We start from the raw sequence: 20,677 nt of genomic DNA, 5'->3' as shown, positions 1-20,677 counted from the left end.
GCTAACATTCGTCCATGCCGCATACCACCACGACTCCGCCCGCATTGCAGGATGGCGACCTGCTGGCCGCCATCGACCTTGGCTCCAATAGTTTCCACATGGTCATCGCGCGCTACACGCTCGGCCAGCTGCGGGTGATCGACCGCCTGCGCGAGACGGTACGCATGGCGGACGGCCTGGATGGCAAGGGTGGGCTGTCCTCCGCTGCGCGGCAGCGCGCGCTGGAATGCCTGGCCCGCTTCGGCCAGCGCATCCGCAATGTGCCGCCGCACCGGGTCCGCGCGCTGGCCACCAACACGGTGCGCCAGCTGCGCTCGCCGCAGTCGTTCCTGGTCCCGGCCGAGACGGCGCTGGGGCACGCCATCGAAGTGGTCAGTGGCCGCGAAGAGGCGCGCCTGATCTACCTCGGCGTGGCCCACGCACAGCCGCCCAAGCCCGGCCAGCGCCGGCTGGTGATCGACATCGGCGGCGGTTCCACCGAATTCATCATCGGCATGGGCATGCAGACCCTGGAGCGCGAAAGCCTGCAGGCCGGCTGCATCGCCAGCACCCGGCGCTTCTTCCCCGGCGGCAAGCTGAGCAAGAAGCGCTGGAAGGATGCCCTGGCCGAGATCGGCCGCGAATTCCAGCCCTTCGCCAGCAAGTACCGCGCGCTGGGCTGGCAGGAAGCCCTGGGCTCGTCGGGCACGCACAAGGCAATCAGCGAGATCTGCGCGACGATGAAGCTGAGCAAGGGCGCGATCACCGCCGAGGCCCTGCCGCAGCTGCGCGACGAACTGCTGAAGGCGAAGAAGATCGACGACATCCAGTTGCCCGGCCTGTCCAGCGACCGTCGCCCGATCATCGCCGGCGGCATCCTGGTGCTGGAGGCCGCCTTCCAGGCACTGGGCCTGCAGAAGCTGCTGGTCAGCAAGGCGGCGATGCGCGAAGGCATCCTCTACGACATTGTCGGCCGCGCCGGCGAGAACGATCTTCGCGATGAATCGGTGGCCGCGCTCAGCCAGCGCTACGGCATCGATACCGTGCAGGCCGACCGGGTGCAGGACACCGCCCTGTCGCTGCTCGAGCAGGTGCAGGAACGCTGGCGGCTCGACGCCGACGATGCACGCATGCTCGGCTGGGCCGCGCGCCTGCATGAGCTGGGCCTGATGATCGCCCACAGCGGCTACCACGTGCATGGCAGCTACGTGCTGGAGCATTCGGACATCGCCGGCTTCTCGCGCCAGGAACAGCAGATGCTGGCCGCCCTGGTCCGCAGCCACCGCCGCAGCGTGACCAAGACCGCATTCGACGCCCTGCCCGAGCGCCTGCTGCTGACCGCACGCCGCTTGGCCGCCCTGCTGCGCCTGGCGGTACTGCTCAACCGTGCCCACGAGGACGATCCGCTGCCGACGCTGGAGCTGACCGCCGACGACAACCGCCTGTCGCTGATCGTGCCGCAGGCCTTCATCGATGCCCGTCCGCTGCTGCGCGCCGACCTGATCGGCGAAACCGACGGCATCGCCGGGCTGGGCATCCAGTTCCGGCCGTTCGTGGCCTGATCCGCCCCCCGGAGCGGCGCCTCACTGCGCGCCGCGTTCCGCACGTTCTGCGCGTTTTCCGCGCAATTCCTGCTGCATCGCAGCAGTTGTAGCCGCATTGCAGGGATGCCCATTTGGCATAAGCGCCTGCTTTTGTTCATTTTTTGTGAAATGACGTGATGCGGAATGACAACTTTCGACACGCTCTCTTTACAGGACGTTAACCAACGAGACTACTATCGGTCGTCGGTCTGATTAACGACCGGCTTCACCGACGTCCGGAGTGACGTCTCGCGCACGACCTGAGAGAGAGATCGTTAATGACTTCACGTACCACCGCGCTGGGCCAGGCCATCCGTTACGCCCTGGCGACCACCGCGACGCTGGCTGCCCTGCCGGCTTTCGCCCAGAGCAGCAACGCTGCACCGACCACCCTGGACCGCATCGAGATCACCGGTTCGCGCATCCGCCAGGTTGACGTTGAAACCGCCCAGCCGGTGCTGGCCCTGTCCCGCCTGGACATCGAACGCCAGGGCTTCAGCTCGGTGTCGGACATCCTGCAGAACGTCACCGCGATGGGCAGCCCGACCATCAGCCGCGCCAATGTGCTGTCGGCCGGTGAAGATGCCGGTGGTACCTACGTCAACATGCGCAACCTCGGCACCCAGCGCACGCTGGTGCTGGTCAACGGCAAGCGCCTGGGCATCAGCACCTCCGGTTACCAGGACGTGTCGACCCTGCCGGTGTCGGCGGTGGAACGCATCGAAGTGCTGAAGGACGGCGCCTCGGCCATCTACGGCTCCGACGCGATGGCCGGCGTGATCAACATCATCACCCGCACCAACGTCAGCGGCATCACCGCCAACGTCTACCACGGCCAGTACAGCGAAGGCGACGGCGCACGCGACCGCTTCGACGTGGTTGCCGGCTGGTCCAACGACCGCTTCTCGGCCACCTTCGCCGCTGAACACTCCGAAGAAAAGGCCGTGTGGGCGCGTGACCGTGGCTTCAGCCGCTACAGCAACACCGACCGCCACCCGACCGATGGCTGGACCACCACCAGCCAGTGGGGCCAGTTCTATGGCGTGAAGGGCGGCCCGGGCTGCACCAAGGCCGCCGGTTGCGACTATTCGCTCAACCGCGGCAGCGACCCGACCAACCCGGCCAACTACCACTTCACCGATCCGACCGCGTTCACCGGTGACGTCAGCAACACCAACGATCAGATGCACCTGAGCTATCCGATCAAGCGTGACTCGCTGTACTTCTCGGGCCAGGCCAACATCACCGACAACGTGCGCTTCAAGGCCGAACTGGGCTACAACAAGCGCAGCTCGACCCGCGTCACCGCCGGCTATCCGTTCGACGTCGACGTCGCCAAGATCAACCCGATGTCGATCGACAGCTACTTCAACCCGTTCGGCAACCAGCATGGCTATGCCACGCCGACCGCAGTGAAGTGGAATCGCCGCCTGTGGGAGCTGCCGCGCACCAGCACCAGCGAACTGAAAACCTACCGTGCCGTCGCCGCGTTCGACGGCTCGTTCGAGATCGGTGAGCGCTACTTCGATTGGGAAGTGGGCTACCAGTACAACAAGAACGAACTGCGCCAGAACACCACCGGCAACCTGCACAAGGGCCGCGTGCAGGCCGCCACCGGTCCGTCGTACTACAACGCCAGCACCGGCAAGGTCGAATGCGGCAAGCCGGGCGCGCCGATCGCAGGCTGCCTGCCGTGGAATCCGCTGGTCCCGTACGGCGTGGACAGCCCGTATGGCATGACCAACAACCAGGCCCTGCAGGACTGGCTGTTCCCGGCCGAGAACGCCACCGGTCGCACCACCTCCAAGAACGCCTTCGCCAACATCAGCGGCAGCCTGTTCACCCTGCCCGCCGGTGACCTGGGCTTCGCCTTCGGCGTGGAAAACCGCGAGGAAACCGGCAAGTTCGTGCCGGACGCGCTGGCCCAGACCGGTGCCACCACCAACCTGGCCGCAGGCCCGACCGGTGGTTCGTACAAGGTGAAGGAAGCCTACCTGGAGTTGAACGTGCCGGTGCTGTCCGACCTGCCGGGCGCCCGTGAGCTGAGCCTCAACGCCGCGACCCGCTTCTCGGACTACAACACCTTCGGCAACACCCTCAACAGCAAGTTCGGCTTCAAGTGGAAGCCGATCGACCAGCTGCTGGTGCGCGGCACCTGGGCGCAGGGCTTCCGTGCCCCGACCATCTCCGACCTGTACGGCGGTGGTTCGGAAACCTTCGCCAACTTCTCTGACCCGTGCGACAGCAAGTACGGTTCGGCCAAGAGCAGCGCCGAAGTCCGTGCCCGCTGCGCGAAGGACATCGCCGATGTCGCCAACTTCCGCCAGCTGGACAACCGCAACCTGCCGACCGAAGGCTCGGTCGCTCCCACCCCGACCCCGTTCGTGGGTGGTTCGAACCCGAACCTGAAGCCGGAAACCTCGACCAGCCGCACCCTGGGCGTGGTCTGGAGCCCGACCTTCGTCAGCAACCTCAATGTGTCGCTGGACTGGTGGAAGATCCGCATCGACGACACCATCGTCGATGACAGCCCGAACCAGATCCTGATCGACTGCTACGAGCAGGGCCTGGCCGATCGTTGCGCGCGCTTCACCCGCAATCCGTCCAACGGCATCGTCACCGGCCTGAAGTTCGGCGGCCGCAACGCCGGCTTCGCCGAGGTCGAAGGCTACGACATGGACCTGTCGTACCGCCTGGATACCGCTTACGGCAAGCTGAGCACCTCGTGGTCGACCACCTACGTGGCCAAGGACATCTCGCGCTCGTCCAACGACAGCACGATCGTCCCGACCGTCAGCAACGGCATCGTGACCAACAGTGGCATCGGCTTCCGCGTGCGTTCGAACCTGACCGTGGGCTGGGATCTGGAGAACTTCGGCGTGAGCTGGACCGCGCGCTACTACTCCAGCGTCAAGGAACAGTGCGTCAACCCGACCAAGTACGCCGACGAGTGCTCGGATCCGGGCGTGGCCGCTCCGTGGTACAAGGGCGTGCGCAACTACAACGAGCGTGGCGCGGTGACCTTCCACGACCTGCAGTTCCGCTACAACCTGCCGTGGGATGCCACCGTCTCGGTCGGCGCCAACAACGTGTTCGACAAGCAGGGCCCGGTCATGTACACCAAGCCGCGCTCGGTCTTCTCGTACTACGGCGGCTACGACATCGGTCGTTTCATCTACATGAAGTACACCCAGCGCTTCTGATCCCTGCGCGCTGTTGAGGCACCACCACCACGGCCCTTCGGGGCCGTGGTTTTTTCTGCCTGCGCGCAGAAGGCCGCGTTCGGCCTTGAGCGGCGTCATCTGGCGGTCGCAAAGCGGTCATATCCGCTACATCGCCAGACCCGAGCATGCCCGAAACCGGGAGGCCCGCCATGCGCTATGCCATCGTCACCGAGACCTATCCGCCGGAAGTGAACGGCGTTGCCCTCACCGTGCAGGGCCTGGAACAGGGACTGCGTGACTCCGGCCATGAGATCGACCTGATCCGGCCACGCCAGGCCAGTGAAGCGCTGGACTCGGCACCGGGTACCCTGCTGGTGCCAGGCGCTGCCCTGCCCCGCTATCCCGGCCTGCGTTTCGGCCTGCCGGCACCGATCCGGCTCGGCCGCCATTGGCAGCAGCAACGCCCCGACGCCGTGTATGTCGCCACCGAAGGCCCACTGGGCTGGTCGGCGCTGCGCACCGCGCGCCGTCTCGGCATCCCGGTCGCCAGTGGCTTCCATACCCGCTTCGACGAATACCTTCCCGACTACGGCGTGGCCTGGCTGCAGGCCGCGGCGATGCGCTGGATGCGCCGCTTCCACAACCAGGCCGATGCGACCCTGGTTCCCACCCGCGAACTGCAGCAGTTCCTCGGCGAACAGGGCTTCGAGCGGGTGCGCCTGCTGGCACGCGCGGTCGACAGCCAGCAGTTCGATCCGGGTCGGCGTGATCCGGCGCTGCGCGAAGAGTGGGGCGTGGACGGCAACGGCCTGGTGGCGATCTACGTTGGCCGCATTGCGGCGGAAAAGAACCTCGGCCTGGCGGTGAAGGCGTTCCGCCGGCTGCAGCAGATCCGCCCCAAGGCCCGCTTCGTGTGGGTCGGCGATGGCCCGGCCCGCGAAAAGCTGGCGCACGAGAACCCGGACTTCATCTTCTGCGGCATCCAACGCGGCGACGCACTTGCACGGCATTTCGCCAGCGGCGATCTGTTCCTGTTCCCCAGCCGCAGCGAGACCTTCGGCAACGTGACTCTGGAAAGCATGGCCAGCGGCGTGGCAACCGTGGCCTTCGACTATGGCGCCGCACGCGAGTACCTGCGCAACGGCGAGAACGGCGCCGCGGTGGACAGCGATGAGCAGTTCATCGAAGCGGCCGTGCAGCTGGCCGCGGATGACGCGCAACGCCAGCGGCTGGGCAGCAACGCCGCACGCGCGATGAAACGCCTGCATCCGCAACAGGTGGTGGCAGAGTTCGATGCGCTGCTGGCCGAACTGGCCCAGTCGCGGAGGAGTGGCCATGCGCACCACGCGGCTTGAGCTGCTGGCCGACCGCGAAGCTCGCCTGTGCCGGCGGGCCAACCACTATTGCCGGCGCCGTCGCGTGCGCCGCCTGTTCTCGATCATCAGCCGGCTCGGCGACGGCGTGTTCTGGTATGTGCTGATGGGGGCGCTGGTGCTGCTCGATGGATTCGACGGCCTGCGCGCATCCGTACACATGGCTGCCACCGGCCTGGCCGCGCTGCTGCTGTACAAGGGGCTCAAGCGCTGGACCCGACGCCCGCGCCCGTATGCGGCGGACCTGCGCATCCGTGCCTGGGTGGCACCGCTGGATGAGTTCAGCTTCCCCTCCGGGCATACCCTGCACGCGGTGTCGTTCACCATCGTTGCGCTGGCCTACTACCCCTGGCTGGCCCCTTTGCTGGTGCCCTTCACGGTGGGCGTGGCGCTGTCGCGGGTGGTGCTGGGCCTGCACTATCCGTCGGATGTGCTCGCCGCCACCGGCATCGCCATCCTGCTGGCCTCGGCCAGCCTCACCTGGTTGCCGCTGCCGGTCTAGCGTCGGGTCAGATCCCTTTTCCTTCGGCAAAGGGATCTGACCCCCACAGTGCCGGCGGCGCTACCGGGATCGGGGATGGCCTAGAATGCGGGCATGACCACGCTGTTCATTTCAGACCTGCACCTGGACCCCAGCCGTCCGGAGATCACCGACCTGTTCCTGCGCTTCCTGCGCGAGCAGGCGCCCGGCGCCGATGCGCTGTACATCCTCGGCGACCTGTTCGAGGCCTGGATCGGCGACGACACCCCCTCGCCCGCCGCCGATGCGGTGGCCGATGCGCTGAAGGTGCTGTCCGGCAGCGGCGTGCCGGTCTACTTCATCCGCGGCAACCGTGACTTCCTGCTCGGCGAGGACTACGCGCGCCGCGCCGGCCTGCGCATCCTGCCCGACCCCTGCGTGATCGAACTGTACGGCCGCGCCGTACTGCTGCAGCACGGTGACCTGCTGTGCATCGACGACATTCCCTACCAGCAGTTCCGCGCACAGACCCGCGACCCGGCCTTCCAGGCGCAGTTCCTGTCGCAGCCGCTGGCCGCACGCATCGCCTTCGCACAGAAGGCCCGCGAAACCAGCCAGGCCCGCCAGTCGGAAATGAAGCAGGGTGATCGCGCACAGTTCGAGTCGGTGACCGACGTGTCGGCGGCCGAAGTGGATGCCACCTTCGTCCGCCATGGCGTGGACACCATGATCCATGGCCACACCCACCGCCCGGCGATCCACACGCTGCAGGCCGGCGGGCGCGAGTGCACCCGCATCGTGCTGGGTGACTGGTACGAACAGGGATCGGTGCTGCGCGTGGACGCCAACGGCTGGTCGCTGGATACCCTCGCCCGCAGCTGACGCGCGCGGGCCGGGAGTCCGCGGCCGCGCAAGGCGGCCGCGGAGATCACAGGATCAGCGGAACGCCGCGATCGTGTGCTTGGTGTTGACCAGCACGCGCTGGTTGTCGGCAGTGCTGGCATTGCCCATCGGAATGCCGTTGTAGCTGATGTTCGGGTTGGACCAGTAGTTCAGGCGCGGGCAGCTGCGGGTGCAGTTGTAGGCCATGATCGTGCGCCAGCCGGTGCCGGTTGCCGGCTCGTAGCGGTAGCCGTGGCCATAGGCATAGGGCGACGTGCTCGAGTCGGTGGCGATGTCATGCCGCGCACTCTGCAGATGGCCGATTTCATGCGCGAACGAGTAGTAGCCGGTCGCGCAATCCCAGTACACCGCCGCGAATGCGGTCGAGGCCGTCGAGCCGATACCCGAGGCCAGCCCACAGTAGGCGCTGTTGTTGATCAGCAGTACACCGACGTCGGCCGTGGCGGTGTTGCGGCTGGTATGGATGCTGTCCATGTAACCGTCGCTGGTGCCGCGGAAGCGCGCCAGGTCGGTATCGAAGCTGCCCGATTCGGTGTAGCTGGTGGTCTCATAGCCGGCCAGCTGCATGGTGATGCCGACATTGCTGTTGACGTAGCCCTGGTTGGACTCGGCCACCGCCAGCTGCACCAGCGACTGCATGTTGCCGCCATAGGCAGTAACCGCAGCATTGGTTGCCACCACCAGCACACGGATGGTCGCCGGCGTGCCCGACGATGCCTGCGCGATACCGATATGGTCGTTGTCGGCCATCGGGATCTTCGGCAACTGGTTGTAGTCGGCCGGATGGTCGGCCGGCATCCGCGATTCATCCACTTCCACCAGCACATGGCGGTTGCCCAGCGGGCGCAGGCGATACAGCTTGCCGTCCTTGCGGATTGAACCGGTGATGGTGTCGCCCGAACGCACCAGGATCAGCGAATTGCCCGGATCGTCCTGGCCGGTGGAGGCAGTGGCGGTGAGGCGGTCGGACGGCGAACGGAAATGGCCGTACCAGATGCTGCCACCGTCGGACAGCGCCTCGACCTTGCTGCGCACCGCCTGCACCCGCTTGCCGAGCAGCTCGAACTCCAGCTGCGGCTGCGCGGTGGCCGCGGCGTCGACACGCACTTCCTGCACCGTCGCCGTGGACGGGGTGGCCAGCAGCTTGCCCAGTGCGGGCTCACTGTTTGCCGATGCCCGGCTGATGACCGTCACCGGCTCGAACAACGGTGCCGCATGCGCGGCCGCCGCCACCGACAAACCCAACACCAGGCCACCTGCCGCTTTGCCAATCGATCTGGACAACATTGCGTCGCTCCTTGAATGATGTGAACAGCGTTGATGCAGCACGACCCGGTTTGCCGGGTTTGGCCATATGGCCTGCGCGGGTCGTGTGAATTCAATAGGCGATCGGAATGAAAGTCAGAATCTGTGATCGATTGCGCCTGCGTTCAGTCAGGTCAAAAGCGTCACTACACTTCGCCAATACACCGCTTTCGCGCTACCGTGACGCAGCCACGACGGGGAATGCACATGGCACCATCGCAGGACACGGACGAAGATGTCGGCTTGCTGCGGATTGGCCTGTTCTTCGATGGCACCCGCAACAACGCTCACAATCTGGCGCGCGGTCGTTCGCAGCTGCCACAGCCGCGCCCGGCGCAGCTGCGTGCCGATGACGACTCGACCTACCAGAGCCGGTTGACCAGCAGCTACGACAACGGCCTGACCAACATCGCGCGCCTGCATCAGCTGTACCCGGACAGCCGCCGCGATGCGTTGGCCACGCCTTCGCTGTCGATCTATGTGGAAGGCGTCGGCACCCGCGATGATGCCGATGATGATCTGATCGGGCTGGCGTTCGGCATCGGTGCCAGCGGGGTGCGTGCGAAGGTGCAGCGCGCACTGCAGGTGCTGCTGCCGGCCGCACTCACCGGGCTGTCCACGCGCTGGCGGCACCCGCTGCAGGGGGTGCAGCTGGACCTGTTCGGTTTTTCGCGCGGCGCCGCCGCAGCGCGTGATATCGCCAACCAGCTGCAGGGCTGGGACAGTGCACGCTGGCGCCAGCTGCTGCAGGCCTCCGGCCTGGCCTGTGCCGCGGACTTCGCACCTGCGGTGCCGGTGCTGCGCTTCATCGGCCTGTTCGACACCGTGGTTGCGGTCAGCGGCGGCCGTGCCGATGAGCAACCGCAGCTCACCCTGCGCAGCGGCATCGCTGCCCGCGTGGTGCAGCTGACCGCGCGCGACGAACATCGCCAGCACTATCCACTGACCAGCGTGGCCCCCCCGTTCACCGAGATCGCGTTGCCCGGCGTGCATGCCAACATCGGCGGCGGCTACAACCAGCTGGAGGAAGGCCCCAAGCTGCTCAGCCGCCCGCGCCGGCAGCAGCTGCGGCGCCCGGCGGTGGCCGACTACCAGGTACCGCCGCTGGCGCTGCTGCAGGCCACCACCGCCTATGCCGAGACCCAGGCCGACGCCGAGCGCTGGCGGCAGCAGCTGGGGGTGGGCGAGAAGGAAATCTGGGTCGATGTCTGGCACCAATGGCAGCAGCAGCGCCGTGCCGGCAGCCGCAGCGTACTGCTGTCTCCGGTGCTGTACGTCACCGCCGCCGTGGTGCTGCGCCGGCGCATCGACTGGCGTTACCAGCTGATCGCATTGCAGGTGATGCAGCAGCAGGCGATCGACGCCGGCGTGCGCTGGCATGCCAGCGCCGCCGATGTACCCGGCTGGGAACTGCCGTCCGCCCTGCAGCCGATCGCCCGCCGCCTGGCGGAAGGACAGGCGCTGACCCAGACCCAGGAAGCACTGCTGCGGCGTCGTTACCTGATGCAGTCGGCGCACTGGAATTTCGATGCGCTGGGCGACACCGCACTGACCTACGCCGCCGATGCCGGCGTCAGCGAACTGCCCTACCGGCCAGGCCCCGGGCTGTTCTACATCAACCGCCCGACCACCGACGGCAAGCGCGTCGTCCTGCCAAACGCATGACACAGAAAAAGGGGACGGAGGGGATTAAGTCGTTTGTGCCACAAACGACTTAATCCCCTCCGTCCCCTTTTTTGGGGTCAGCGGGCCTGCTCGAGCAGGTTGGCCAGTTCGTCGGCGTCGAAGCCGGCCAGCAGGCGTGCTTCAATGTTGAACGGACCATGCAGGTAGCCGCCGGCGTATTCCACCAGCAGTTCCTTGAAACGTGCACGCGGCTCCACGCCGGCGCGGTCGCAGTACCAGCGGTACCAGCGCGAACCGGCCGCGACATGCGCTACTTCCTCGCGCAGGATCACGTCCAGCACATCGGCGGTTTCAGCATCGCCGACATTGCGCAGCTTCGTGATCATGCCCGGGGTCACGTCCAGGCCGCGCGCTTCCAGTACGCGCGGCACCAGCGCCATGCGCGCCAGGCCATCATGCGCGGTCTTTTCGCACATTTCCCACAAGCCGTTGTGCGCGGGGAAATCGGCGTAGTCATGGCCATGCACCTGCAGGCGCTCGCGCAGCAGCATGAAATGCCGTGATTCGTCGTCGGCACAGCTGACCCAGTCGGCATGGAACGCGGCCGGCAGGCCGCGGAAGCGGTACACCGCATCCCAGGCCAGGTCGATCGCATTGAGCTCGATATGCGCGATGGCGTGGATGAAGGCGGCACGCCCTTCCACGCCCCCCAGCCCGCGCCGCGGAACCTCGCGCGGATGCACCAGCAGCAACTGCGCCGGCCGGCCCGGTATGCGGATCGGCTCCGGCGCTGCGGCATCGGCGGCCACCTTCAGGCGACCGGCCCGGAACGCAGCGGCGTAGGCCTGGGTCAGCGCGACCTTGCGCAGCGGATCGGCTTCGGCCAGGCACTGCTGCGCTGCGCGCAGCAGGTCGCCATCAACGTCGGGCACTTCAACCACGCCTGGACCTCAGGCGCGGCGCTTGTGCTTGGCATCGTCCGAACGCAGCTGCTGGATGCGTTCGAAGTAGCCCGGCTCGATGCCGGTCGGATAATGGCCGTTGAAGCAGGACGAATCGAAGTTGCGCAGCGCCGGGTTGCCCTCGCTCACCGCCGCTTCCATGTCTTCCAGGTCCTGGTAGATCAGCCAGTCGCAGCCCAGGTGGGCTTCGATCTCTTCCACCGTGCGGTTGTGCGCGACCAGCTCTTCGGCGGCCGGCATGTCGATGCCGTAGATGTTCGGGAAACGCACCGGCGGCGCTGCGCTGGCCAGGTACACCTTGCGCGCGCCCGCATCACGGGCCATCTGCACGATCTGCTGGCTGGTGGTACCGCGCACGATCGAGTCATCCACCAGCAGCACCACGCGGTTGCGGAACTCCAGGTGGATCGGGTTGAGCTTGCGGCGCACCGACTTCACGCGCTCACCCTGCCCCGGCATGATGAAGGTGCGGCCGATGTAGCGGTTCTTGATGAAGCCTTCGCGGTACTTCACCCCGAGCACGTTGGAGATCTCCAGCGCGGCATCGCGCGAGGTATCCGGGATCGGGATGATGGTGTCGATATCGTGGTCCGGGCGCAGGCGCAGGATCTTCTCGCCCAGCTTGATGCCCATGCGCATGCGCGCCTTGTGCACCGAAACGTTGTCGATCATCGAATCCGGGCGCGCGAAGTACACGTACTCGAAGATGCACGGGGTGTGCTCGGCCGGCTCGGCACAGATCTCCGAGAACAGCTCGCCGCGCGCGGTGATCACCAGCGCTTCGCCCGGCTGCACGTCGCGCACGCGCTGGAAGCCCAGCACGTCCAGCGCGGCAGACTCGGACGCAACGATGTACTCATCGCCTTCGGCGTGGCTGCGCTTGCCCAGCACCAGCGGGCGGATGCCATGCGGGTCGCGGAAAGCGACCAGGCCCAGGCCCAGCACCACGCTGACCACCGCATAGCCGCCCTTGCAGCGACGGTGCACGCCGGCCACCGCACGGATGGCGGCTTCCGGGCTGAGCTGGCGCTGCGCGTCCAGTTCGAAAGCGAACACGTTCAGCAGCACTTCGCTGTCCGAATCGGTGTTGACGTTGCGGCGGTCCTGCTCGAACACCTGCTGGCGCAGTGCCTCGGTGTTGATCAGGTTGCCGTTGTGGGCCAGCGCGATGCCGTACGGCGAATTGACGTAGAACGGCTGGGCCTCGTCCATTCCTTCCGAACCGGCGGTCGGGTAGCGCACATGGGCGATGCCGACGCTGCCTTCCAGGGTGGACATGGTGCGCGCATCGAATACGTCGCGGACCAGGCCGGTGGCCTTCTGCACGCGCAGGCGGCTGCCGCTGGCGGTGGCGATGCCCGCCGCATCCTGGCCACGGTGCTGGAGGACGGTCAAGCCGTCATACAACTGCCCGGCGACGTTCTGGTTGCCGACGATTCCGACGATGCCACACATGGTGCGAGGTCTCCGCTGGGCTGTGCCCAGTTACAAGGAAGGTGGCCGTACCTGGCCGCGGTGGTCGCCGCGCCTGCGGTCGACATTGGCCGGATCGCCCGGCTCGATACTGTCCGGCAGTGCAGGGGCATCCGGGCGCACTTCGGCCGGATCGTAGGAATCGCCCTGTTCCGCTTTCGCAGGCCGCAGCCATCCGCTGCCTGCCACTACCTGGTTGAGGATGCCATTATCGCCTGCCGCGCCCGGCTTTCCCAACCCGGCGCCAGCGTTCTTTCCCAACTCCATCAATGCAGATGGGGACAGTGCGTCGGTCGGCAAGGCCTTGGGCAGCAGATCGGCGCCGGGAACCTCCCAGTGCGGCAGCTTGCTGTTCATCCAGGCCACGGTCGGGTTCAGCAGCGGGCGCACCGCCGAGCGCTGCCAGGAGGGCTCGGCGGTCAGCGGGGTGAAGCCGGCCAGCAGCACCAGGATGGCGGCGATCAGGCCGCCGCGCACCGCGCCCAGCACCCCGCCCAGCAGGCGGTCCAGGCTGGTCAGCATGCTGCGATGGACCAGCGCCTTGATGACCATGCCGATCACCGCGACCACGATCATCACGCCGATGCCGACCCCCAGGTAGCCGCCGACGAAGTGCTCGCCCCCCGGGGCGGCCGGTGCCGCCCACCAGTGGGCGGCGTCATTGCCGAAGGCGAAGGCCGCCCAAGCGGCCAGCAGCCACGACAGGGTGCCGATGACGATTCCGACGAAGCCGCGCAGCATCCCCAGCAGGGTCGAGGCGGCGATCACGATCAGCAGCACCACGTCGATCATGGCGCCCCGCTCCTTCGGCGGCGCTGGCAACGGGGCTGCGCGGGGATCATGGGTGCGGTCGGACCATGCCGGCCACGCCGACCTTGGCGGCGACCTGCGCCTTCAGCTGCTCGGCATCGGCGCGGTTGGCGACCGGCCCGACGCGGACCCGATGCAGGGTGCCCTTGTCGGTGCGCACCTGCTCGACGAACGCACTGAAACCGGCGGCACGGACCTTGTCGCGCAGGGCATCGGCGTCACTGGCCTGGCCGAACGCACCCAGCTGCACGGCAAAGCCGACGCCGCTGGCGGCGGGCGCGGCCGGCGTCGCCGGAGCCGTTGCCGGCTTGCTGGCGGTCGCCTCCGGCTTCGGTTCGGGCTTGGCTTCCGGCTTTGCAGGCTCGGGCTTGGCAACCGGCTTCGGCGGCTCCGGCTTCGCGGCCGGCGTGGTAGTGGCGCTCGGCGTACTCGGCGGCAGGCTTTCGCTGCGCACCGGATTGCCGCTGGCCGACGGTGCAGTGGCGGCCGCCGGGGTGCTGGCAGCGGGCGCGGCCGGGGCCGGGGTGGCGGCGACCGGCGCAGTCGTGCCCGCTGCCGCATCCAGGGTGATGACTTCGGCCTTCACATCGGCGCGGATCTTCACCGCCTGCAGGCGGGCGGCCTCGGCCTGGGCACGATCGGCATACGGCCCGACGCGCACGCGCCATGCCTGGCGACCATTGATGGTGGTGGTTTCAGCGAAGCCCGGCATCTGCGATCGCTTCAGGTAAGCGATCACCGCATCGGCATCGGCCTTGCTGCCATAGGCGCCGAAGGTGACCGCATAGTTGCCGGCGGCAACCGCTGGCGAGGTGTCCACGGTCGGCGGCGTGGCCGGCGCGGCGGCCTCCTGCAGCGGCTTGGCCTGGCCGCTCTGCAGGCCGGTGGCGCCACCCGCCGGGGCGACCAGCGGCAGCTCCCGGGTTTCGAACTGGCCATCGGCCGGTGCATCCGGCGCGGCGATCGGCACATTGGCGACACCGCTGTCCGGTGCCGGTCCCTTGACCAGCATCGGCAGGAAAATCACGGCCAGTGCCACCAGCACGATGGCACCAATCAGACGCTGTTTCAGGGGCGTATCCACGTGAGGCAGGCAACTGTCCGGAGATTGCCGTCGATTATACGGGTGCCGGACCGGCCGGCGTCGGCGTTGGCTGAACGCGGATCAGGCGTCGCCCTGCAGCCATTGCAGGGCCGCAGCGGCGGTATGGAACGAGCCGAACACCAGCACCCGGTCACCCCGCTCCGCCTGCGCCAGCACCTGCTGCAGCGCCTGTTGGACACTGCCGGCCAGCGGCGCGCCGGCAGCGGCGGTACCGGCCAGGCGTGCCTGCAACTGCTCGGCGCTCTGTCCACGCGGGCCGTCCAGGCCGGCCAGGGTCCACTCGCCCACCACGTCCTGCAGCGCCTCCACCACGCCCACCGCGTCCTTGTCCTGCAACGCGGCGTACACGGCCCGCGTACGCCCGGCCGACACGTCGGCCTTCAGCGCGCGCGCCAGCTGGCCGGCGGCCTGCGGGTTGTGGCCGACATCGACGCGGACCTGCACGCCGTCACGCTCGAACGCCTGCAGGCGACCCGGGATGCGCGCGGCGGCAATACCGGCGGCCCACGCAGCGCGCGGCACCGGCTTGTCGAGTGCACGCAGCGCGGCGATGGCGGCACCGGCATTGGCCAGCTGGATCGGGCCGGCCAGTGCCGGCACCGGCAGTTCCATGCGCAGGCCGACGTCCCGCCAGCGCCAGCGCTGGGCATCGATCGGCTCGTAGAAATAGTCGCTGCCGCCGCGGATGGCGTTGGCGCCGACCAGGTAGGCGCGACGCAGCACGCTCGACGGCGGGTCGGTCTCGCCCAGGATCACCGGCTTCCAGCCGCGGATGATGCCGGCCTTCTCGGTGCCGATCGCTTCGCGGTCCTCGCCCAGCCACTCGGCATGGTCGATGTCCACGGTGGTGATCACGGCCACGTCGGCGTCGATGATGTTGACCGCATCCAGGCGGCCGCCCAGGCCCACTTCCAGCACGGCCAGGTCCAGCCCGGCGTCGGCGAACAGCTGCAGCGCGGCCAGCGTGCCGTACTCGAAATAGGTCAGCGTGGTGTCGCCGCGCGCCGCTTCGATGACCTTGAACGCGGCGACCAGCGCGGCATCGTCCACGTCCTGGCCGTCGATGCGCACGCGTTCGTTGTAGCGCTGCAGGTGCGGCGAGGTGTACGCGCCGACCTTCCAGCCGGCGGCACGCGCGATGGCCTCGATGAAGGCCACGGTGGAGCCCTTGCCGTTGGTGCCACCGACCACGATGGTGCGCTTGGCCGGCGCGCCCAGGCCCATCGCCGTGGCCACGGCGCGCACGCGCTCCAGGCCCATGTCGATGCTCGCCGGGTGCTGGCGTTCAATGTAATCCAGCCATTCGGCCAGGGTGGTCGGGGTGTTCGTCACGGCAGCGGTTCCAGCAGAAGCAGTTGATGCGAGGGAATGGATCAGAGGGCGCGGTGCTTGGCTTCGCCGAAGAACGGCGTGTGGTGGGCGCAGTCGTTCAGGCGCACCACCTCCAGGCTGTCCAGGTCGGCGCCTTCCAGCAGGTTGAGCGTGGTCGGCGCCTGGCGGAAGGTCCACAGGCGCGAGATCGGCAGGCCCAGCACCTTGCACAGGATCACGCGGTTGACCGCGTCATGGGCCACCACCAGCAGGGTGTCGTGCTCGCCGAGGCCCTCGGTGGCACGGGCCAGGCCGCGCCAGCTGCGCTCCAGCACCAGGCGCAGCGATTCGCCGCCGGGCATCAGCACGGTATCCGGCTCCTCGCGCCAGGCCTGCAACCGCGACGGATCCTTTTCATGGATCTCGCTGGCCAGCAGCCCTTCCCATTCGCCGTGGGCGATTTCCTGGAGCTCCGGCTCGGTCAGCAGCATGTCGGCGCGGGCGGCGCCGAGCGCCAGCTGCGCGGTGCGCTGCGCGCGCGACAGCGGCGAGGCGACAGCACGGGTGATGTCCACCGAGGCCAGGCGGGCACCCAGTGCCTGGGCCTGGGCTTCACCGATCGGCGAAAGCGGAATGTCGATCTGGCCCTGGTAGCGGCCTTCGGCGTTCCACGGCGTTTCGCCGTGGCGGGCAAGCAGGATGCGCATGCGTGCAAGGGGTCCTGGGGGAGGAGGTTTCCGCGTTTCGTTCACATCCTGTGAAGTACGCGGAACAGGGATGATACCCGTTCGGCGCACCCGGCCGGGCCGGGCATGAAAAAACCCCGCGACCTGCGTCGCGGGGTTTCGCCGTTTCCGGCCATTGGGTCGAGGTTGCCGGCCAGCGGCCGGCACTACCATCGGTACAGGCAGTAGATCCACGCCATGCGTGGATGGACCACCCGGAACCGCGAGCCTTATTTCGCCAGGTTCAGTTCCTTCAGCAGCTCCGGTGCCGGCGCCACTTCCTGCATGATCCACTGCATGTAGCGGCTGTCGACCGAGATCATGCGCGTCATCACCGGATCGAACACCCAGTTGGAGCTGACCGATTCCCAGTTGCCGTCGAAGGCCAGGCCGACCAGCTTGCCGTTCGCGTCCAGCACCGGCGAGCCGGAGTTGCCGCCGGTGATGTCGAGGTTGGACAGGAAGTTCACCGGTACCGAGCCGATGCGCTTGTCTTCCAGGCCGCCGTAACGCTTGGCCTTGACTGCATCGAGCAGCGCCTTGGGAGCGTCGAACGGATCGACGCCGGTGTCCTTGGCAACGATGCCCTGCAGCGTGGTGAACGGGGTGTAGGCCACGCCATCCTTGGGCGCATAGCCCATCACGTTGCCGAAGGTGATGCGCAACGACAGGTTGGCATCCGGGTACACGAATTCACCCTGGCTCTTCTTGTAGTCAGCCAGTGCCTGCAGGTACAGCGGACGCGCGGTCAGCGACTCGCCTTCGCGGATCTTCTTCTGCTCCTCCTGCTTCAGCAGCGACGGCATGATGGCCACCGCGTACTGGATGGCCGGATCGGTGCTGGCTTCGAACGCAGCGCGATCGGCCTTGAACCACTTCAGGCGTGCGTCCAGGCTGCCCAGCTCGGTGCCCGACAGCTTGCCCACCAGTGCCTTGACCGCATTGGCATCGCTGCCGCCCAGCCAGGTGTTCAGCACTTCGTTGTTGCGCTGCGCGGCCGGCAACGCGACGTACTGGTCGAGCCAGTAGGCCTGCAGCTGCTGGTCCATCTTCGCCACGTAGCGGCGGTCCATCTGCTTCAGGCCGCCTTCCAGGGTCGGCAGGTCGCGCTGCTGGTAGCCGGCTTCGCGCTCGGCGTCCGGCTTGGCGCGCTCGATCGACAGGCGGTACAGGCCGAGGGCGGCACTGACCACCGAGGTATTGTTGAACTGGCTGACGAACAGGTCGCGCTCACGGGTCGACTTGCTCGCATCCAGGTGCTTGACCAGCTGTGCATGCGCGGCCAGCGCCGGCTTGCCGGCGGCGCCCTGCTTCTTCAGCCAGGCCAGCACCGCGGCTTCCTCGGCCTGCTTCTGGCCGGCCGCGTCGATGCGCTTGAAGCCTTCCAGCTGGCCCGAATAGTTCTTGGCCACGTTGTTCATACTGGCCGCCGTCGCGGCGTACTTCACCTTGATGTCAGCATCGGCCTTGCCGGCCTCGTCGATCATCTTCAGCACCGCGTTGTAGTGGCGGGCGATGGTCGGGTAGGTCCAGCTGGCGGTTTCGTTGAACTCGCCGGCCAGCGCGTAGCGGTTGGTGCGGCCCGGGTAGCCGGCCACCATCACGAAGTCACCCTCGCCCAGCGGCTGGTCGGTGAACTTCAGGAAGTGCTTCGGCTGGTACGGCACGTTGTCGGCCGAGAATGCCGCCGGCTTGCCGTCCTTGCCGACGTAGGCGCGGTAGAACGAGAAGTCACCGGTGTGGCGCGGCCACATCCAGTTGTCGACGTCGCCGCCGTACTTGCCGACGCTGCCCGGAGGCGCGTAGACCAGGCGCACGTCCTTGATTTCCATGTTGCGGAACAGGCGATAGGTGTTGCCACCGGAGAAGGTGAACAGGCGGCAGCGGAAACCGTCTTCGGCCTCACAGGCAGCGACCTGGGCCTTGTCGAAGGCATCCAGCGCGCGGCTGCGCGCCAGCGGATCGTTGCCGGCGGCAGCGATGGCGGCCTTGGCCTGCGCAGTGACGTCGGTGATCTGGTCAAGCACGTAGACGCGGGCGTTCGGGCCGGCGCTCAGCTCATCGCTGTGCTTGGGGGCGTTGAAGCCGTCCTTGATCAGGTTCTTCTCGGCGGTCGAGTTCAGCTGGATGGCACCGTAGGCGCAGTGGTGGTTGGTGACCACCAGCCCCTGCGGCGAGACGAAGCTGGCGGTGCAGCCGCCGAGGGCCACCACGGCCCCCATCGGGTCGCCGGTGAGGTTGGACAGCTGCTCCGGGGACAGCTTCAGGCCGGCCTTCTGCAGCGGACCGGCGATTTCCGGCAGCTGCTGCGGCACCCACATGCCTTCAGCGGCATGGGCGACCTGGGCCAGCCCAAGGCTGGCGACGATGGAGAATGCAAGCAGGTTCGAGCGCATGGAGCGGCCCCTGGTAGTGGAACCCTCGATTGTAGCCCGCGGCCCGTCCCCGGCCCGAACCCCGGAAGTCATGGCCGTGCTTCCTGCCCTGCCACGCTTACGTCGGCCGCCCGCACGTAAGCGGTCCAGCGCGGGCATGGTCACCCTGGACGGGACCGTTGGCGCCGTGTGCGCAGGACAGCGCGCACGAGCAAGGCGCCATCGAGCACCATGGATGGGCTTTTGCGTGTCCCGGCCAGGGTGACCACGCCCCCTCCCCCGAACCTGGGGGGCGCTGCTGTTTGCAATACGTTCGAAACGCCCGCTGGCGCCCGCCTTTCGTTCCGCCACTGCACCCGCAGCGCAACATGGGAAATCCGCGCGGCACCCTATAATCCGCGCTTTCCCCCTGATGAGTTCCACCCCGATGGCGCAGCAAACGATGAAGGCCCTGGTCAAGCGCGAAGCGGCCAAGGGCATCTGGCTGGAAGAGGTTCCGGTTCCGACCCCGGGCCCGAACGAGGTCCTGATCAAGCTCGAGAAGACCGCGATCTGCGGTACCGACCTGCACATCTACCTGTGGGATGAGTGGAGCCAGCGCACCATCAAGCCGGGCCTGACCATCGGCCACGAGTTCGTCGGCCGCATCGCCGCGCTCGGCTCGGCGGTGACCGGCTATGAGATCGGCCAGCGCGTCTCGGCCGAAGGCCACATCGTCTGCGGCCATTGCCGCAACTGCCGTGGCGGCCGCCCGCACCTGTGCCCGAACACCGTCGGCATCGGCGTCAACGTCAACGGCGCGTTCGCCGAGTACATGGTGATGCCGGCCAGCAACCTGTGGCCGATCCCGGACCAGATCCCATCGGAACTGGCCGCATTCTTCGACCCGTACGGCAATGCCGCGCACTGCGCACTGGAATTCGACGTGATCGGCGAAGACGTGCTGATCACCGGCGCCGGCCCGATCGGCATCATCGCCGCCGGCATCTGCAAGCACATCGGTGCGCGCAACGTGGTGGTGACCGACGTCAACGACTTCCGCCTGAAGCTGGCCGCCGACATGGGCGCGACCCGCGTGGTCAATGTCGCCAACCAGTCGCTGAAGGACGTGATGAAGGAACTGCACATGGAGGGCTTCGACGTGGGCCTGGAAATGAGCGGCAATCCGCGTGCGTTCAACGACATGCTCGACTGCATGTACCACGGTGGCAAGATCGCCATGCTCGGCATCATGCCCAAGGGCGCCGGCTGCGACTGGGACAAGATCATCTTCAAGGGCCTGACCGTGCAGGGCATCTACGGGCGCAAGATGTACGAGACCTGGTACAAGATGACCCAGCTGGTGCTGTCCGGCTTCCCGCTCGGCAAGGTGATGACCCACCAGCTGTCGATCGATGAATTCCAGAAGGGCTTCGACCTGATGGAAGAAGGCAAGGCCGGCAAGGTCGTTCTCAGCTGGAACTGATTCACCGTGGCTTCGCCATGGTGAATCAGTCCGCGCATGTCTCCTTATCCCCGCGCCG

15 protein-coding genes are annotated in these 20,677 nt (G+C 67.3%); 7 read left to right on the top strand and 8 right to left on the bottom strand.

Going from position 1 to position 20,677, the window contains the following annotated elements; all coding sequences use genetic code 11:
* The first annotated feature begins 14 nt into the window (after window positions 1–14).
* The 5 genes from ppx (at window position 15) to lpxH (ending at window position 7,441) form a co-directional block, all read left to right on the top strand.
* A complete protein-coding gene (ppx, locus tag Q0P60_RS19885; protein ID WP_294997335.1) occupies window positions 15–1,541 on the top strand; it encodes an exopolyphosphatase in 1,527 nt (508 codons plus the stop codon).
* A gap of 299 nt (window positions 1,542–1,840) precedes the next feature.
* The gene (locus Q0P60_RS19880; RefSeq protein WP_294997334.1) at window positions 1,841–4,765 is read left to right on the top strand and encodes a TonB-dependent receptor; all 2,925 of its coding nucleotides are present in this window, start codon (window positions 1,841–1,843) and stop codon (window positions 4,763–4,765) included.
* A 170-nt stretch (window positions 4,766–4,935) separates the two neighbouring features.
* On the top strand, window positions 4,936–6,081 hold the full coding sequence (locus Q0P60_RS19875) for a glycosyltransferase family 1 protein (protein WP_294997333.1): 1,146 nt from the start codon (window positions 4,936–4,938) through the stop codon (window positions 6,079–6,081).
* Window positions 6,062–6,601, top strand: a complete 540-nt coding sequence (locus tag Q0P60_RS19870; RefSeq protein WP_294997332.1) for a phosphatase PAP2 family protein — start codon at window positions 6,062–6,064, stop codon at window positions 6,599–6,601. The genes Q0P60_RS19875 and Q0P60_RS19870 overlap by 20 nt, the downstream gene beginning before the upstream one ends.
* A gap of 93 nt (window positions 6,602–6,694) precedes the next feature.
* Window positions 6,695–7,441 (top strand): UDP-2,3-diacylglucosamine diphosphatase, encoded by a 747-nt coding sequence (gene lpxH / locus Q0P60_RS19865; protein WP_294997331.1) that lies wholly within the window; start codon window positions 6,695–6,697, stop codon window positions 7,439–7,441.
* Between the two features lie 54 nt (window positions 7,442–7,495).
* Here the strand turns inward: lpxH and Q0P60_RS19860 are convergent, their stop codons facing one another.
* Window positions 7,496–8,749 carry a zinc-dependent metalloprotease gene (locus Q0P60_RS19860; RefSeq protein WP_294997330.1) on the bottom strand — a complete coding sequence of 418 codons (1,254 nt, stop codon included), beginning with the start codon at window positions 8,747–8,749 and terminating at the stop codon, window positions 7,496–7,498.
* Window positions 8,750–8,974: 225 nt separating this feature from the next.
* Between Q0P60_RS19860 and Q0P60_RS19855 the strand changes: the two genes are divergently transcribed.
* Window positions 8,975–10,432, top strand: a complete 1,458-nt coding sequence (locus Q0P60_RS19855; RefSeq protein WP_294997329.1) for a DUF2235 domain-containing protein — start codon at window positions 8,975–8,977, stop codon at window positions 10,430–10,432.
* A gap of 77 nt (window positions 10,433–10,509) precedes the next feature.
* Here Q0P60_RS19855 and Q0P60_RS19850 read toward each other — a convergent pair whose 3' ends face one another.
* The 7 genes from Q0P60_RS19850 to Q0P60_RS19820 form a co-directional block, all read right to left on the bottom strand.
* Window positions 10,510–11,334 (bottom strand): ferritin-like domain-containing protein, encoded by an 825-nt coding sequence (locus Q0P60_RS19850; protein WP_294997328.1) that lies wholly within the window; start codon window positions 11,332–11,334, stop codon window positions 10,510–10,512.
* Between the two features lie 9 nt (window positions 11,335–11,343).
* Window positions 11,344–12,810 (bottom strand): amidophosphoribosyltransferase, encoded by a 1,467-nt coding sequence (gene purF, locus Q0P60_RS19845; protein WP_008265108.1) that lies wholly within the window; start codon window positions 12,808–12,810, stop codon window positions 11,344–11,346.
* A gap of 30 nt (window positions 12,811–12,840) precedes the next feature.
* Window positions 12,841–13,620, bottom strand: coding sequence for a CvpA family protein (locus tag Q0P60_RS19840; RefSeq protein ID WP_294997327.1), 780 nt, complete (start codon window positions 13,618–13,620; stop codon window positions 12,841–12,843).
* 46 nt (window positions 13,621–13,666) lie between these two features.
* A complete protein-coding gene (locus Q0P60_RS19835; protein ID WP_294997326.1) occupies window positions 13,667–14,722 on the bottom strand; it encodes an SPOR domain-containing protein in 1,056 nt (351 codons plus the stop codon).
* A gap of 81 nt (window positions 14,723–14,803) precedes the next feature.
* Window positions 14,804–16,075 carry a bifunctional tetrahydrofolate synthase/dihydrofolate synthase gene (gene folC / locus Q0P60_RS19830; protein ID WP_294997325.1) on the bottom strand — a complete coding sequence of 424 codons (1,272 nt, stop codon included), beginning with the start codon at window positions 16,073–16,075 and terminating at the stop codon, window positions 14,804–14,806.
* Between the two features lie 41 nt (window positions 16,076–16,116).
* Entirely contained in the window at window positions 16,117–16,761 is a 645-nt protein-coding gene (locus Q0P60_RS19825; RefSeq protein ID WP_008268389.1) for a histidine phosphatase family protein, read from the bottom strand.
* A gap of 248 nt (window positions 16,762–17,009) precedes the next feature.
* A complete protein-coding gene (locus tag Q0P60_RS19820) occupies window positions 17,010–19,175 on the bottom strand; it encodes a S46 family peptidase (RefSeq protein WP_294997324.1) in 2,166 nt (721 codons plus the stop codon).
* 421 nt (window positions 19,176–19,596) lie between these two features.
* Between Q0P60_RS19820 and tdh the strand changes: the two genes are divergently transcribed.
* Complete coding sequence (gene tdh / locus Q0P60_RS19815) at window positions 19,597–20,619, top strand: L-threonine 3-dehydrogenase (protein ID WP_049468340.1); 1,023 nt, start codon at window positions 19,597–19,599, stop codon at window positions 20,617–20,619.
* The last annotated feature ends 58 nt before the right edge of the window (window positions 20,620–20,677 follow it).

This window comes from uncultured Stenotrophomonas sp., assembly GCF_945952405.1.
GTDB lineage: Bacteria > Pseudomonadota > Gammaproteobacteria > Xanthomonadales > Xanthomonadaceae > Stenotrophomonas.
Note: the sequence above shows the minus strand (reverse complement) of the source record. Positions and strands in the feature narration are given on the sequence as shown.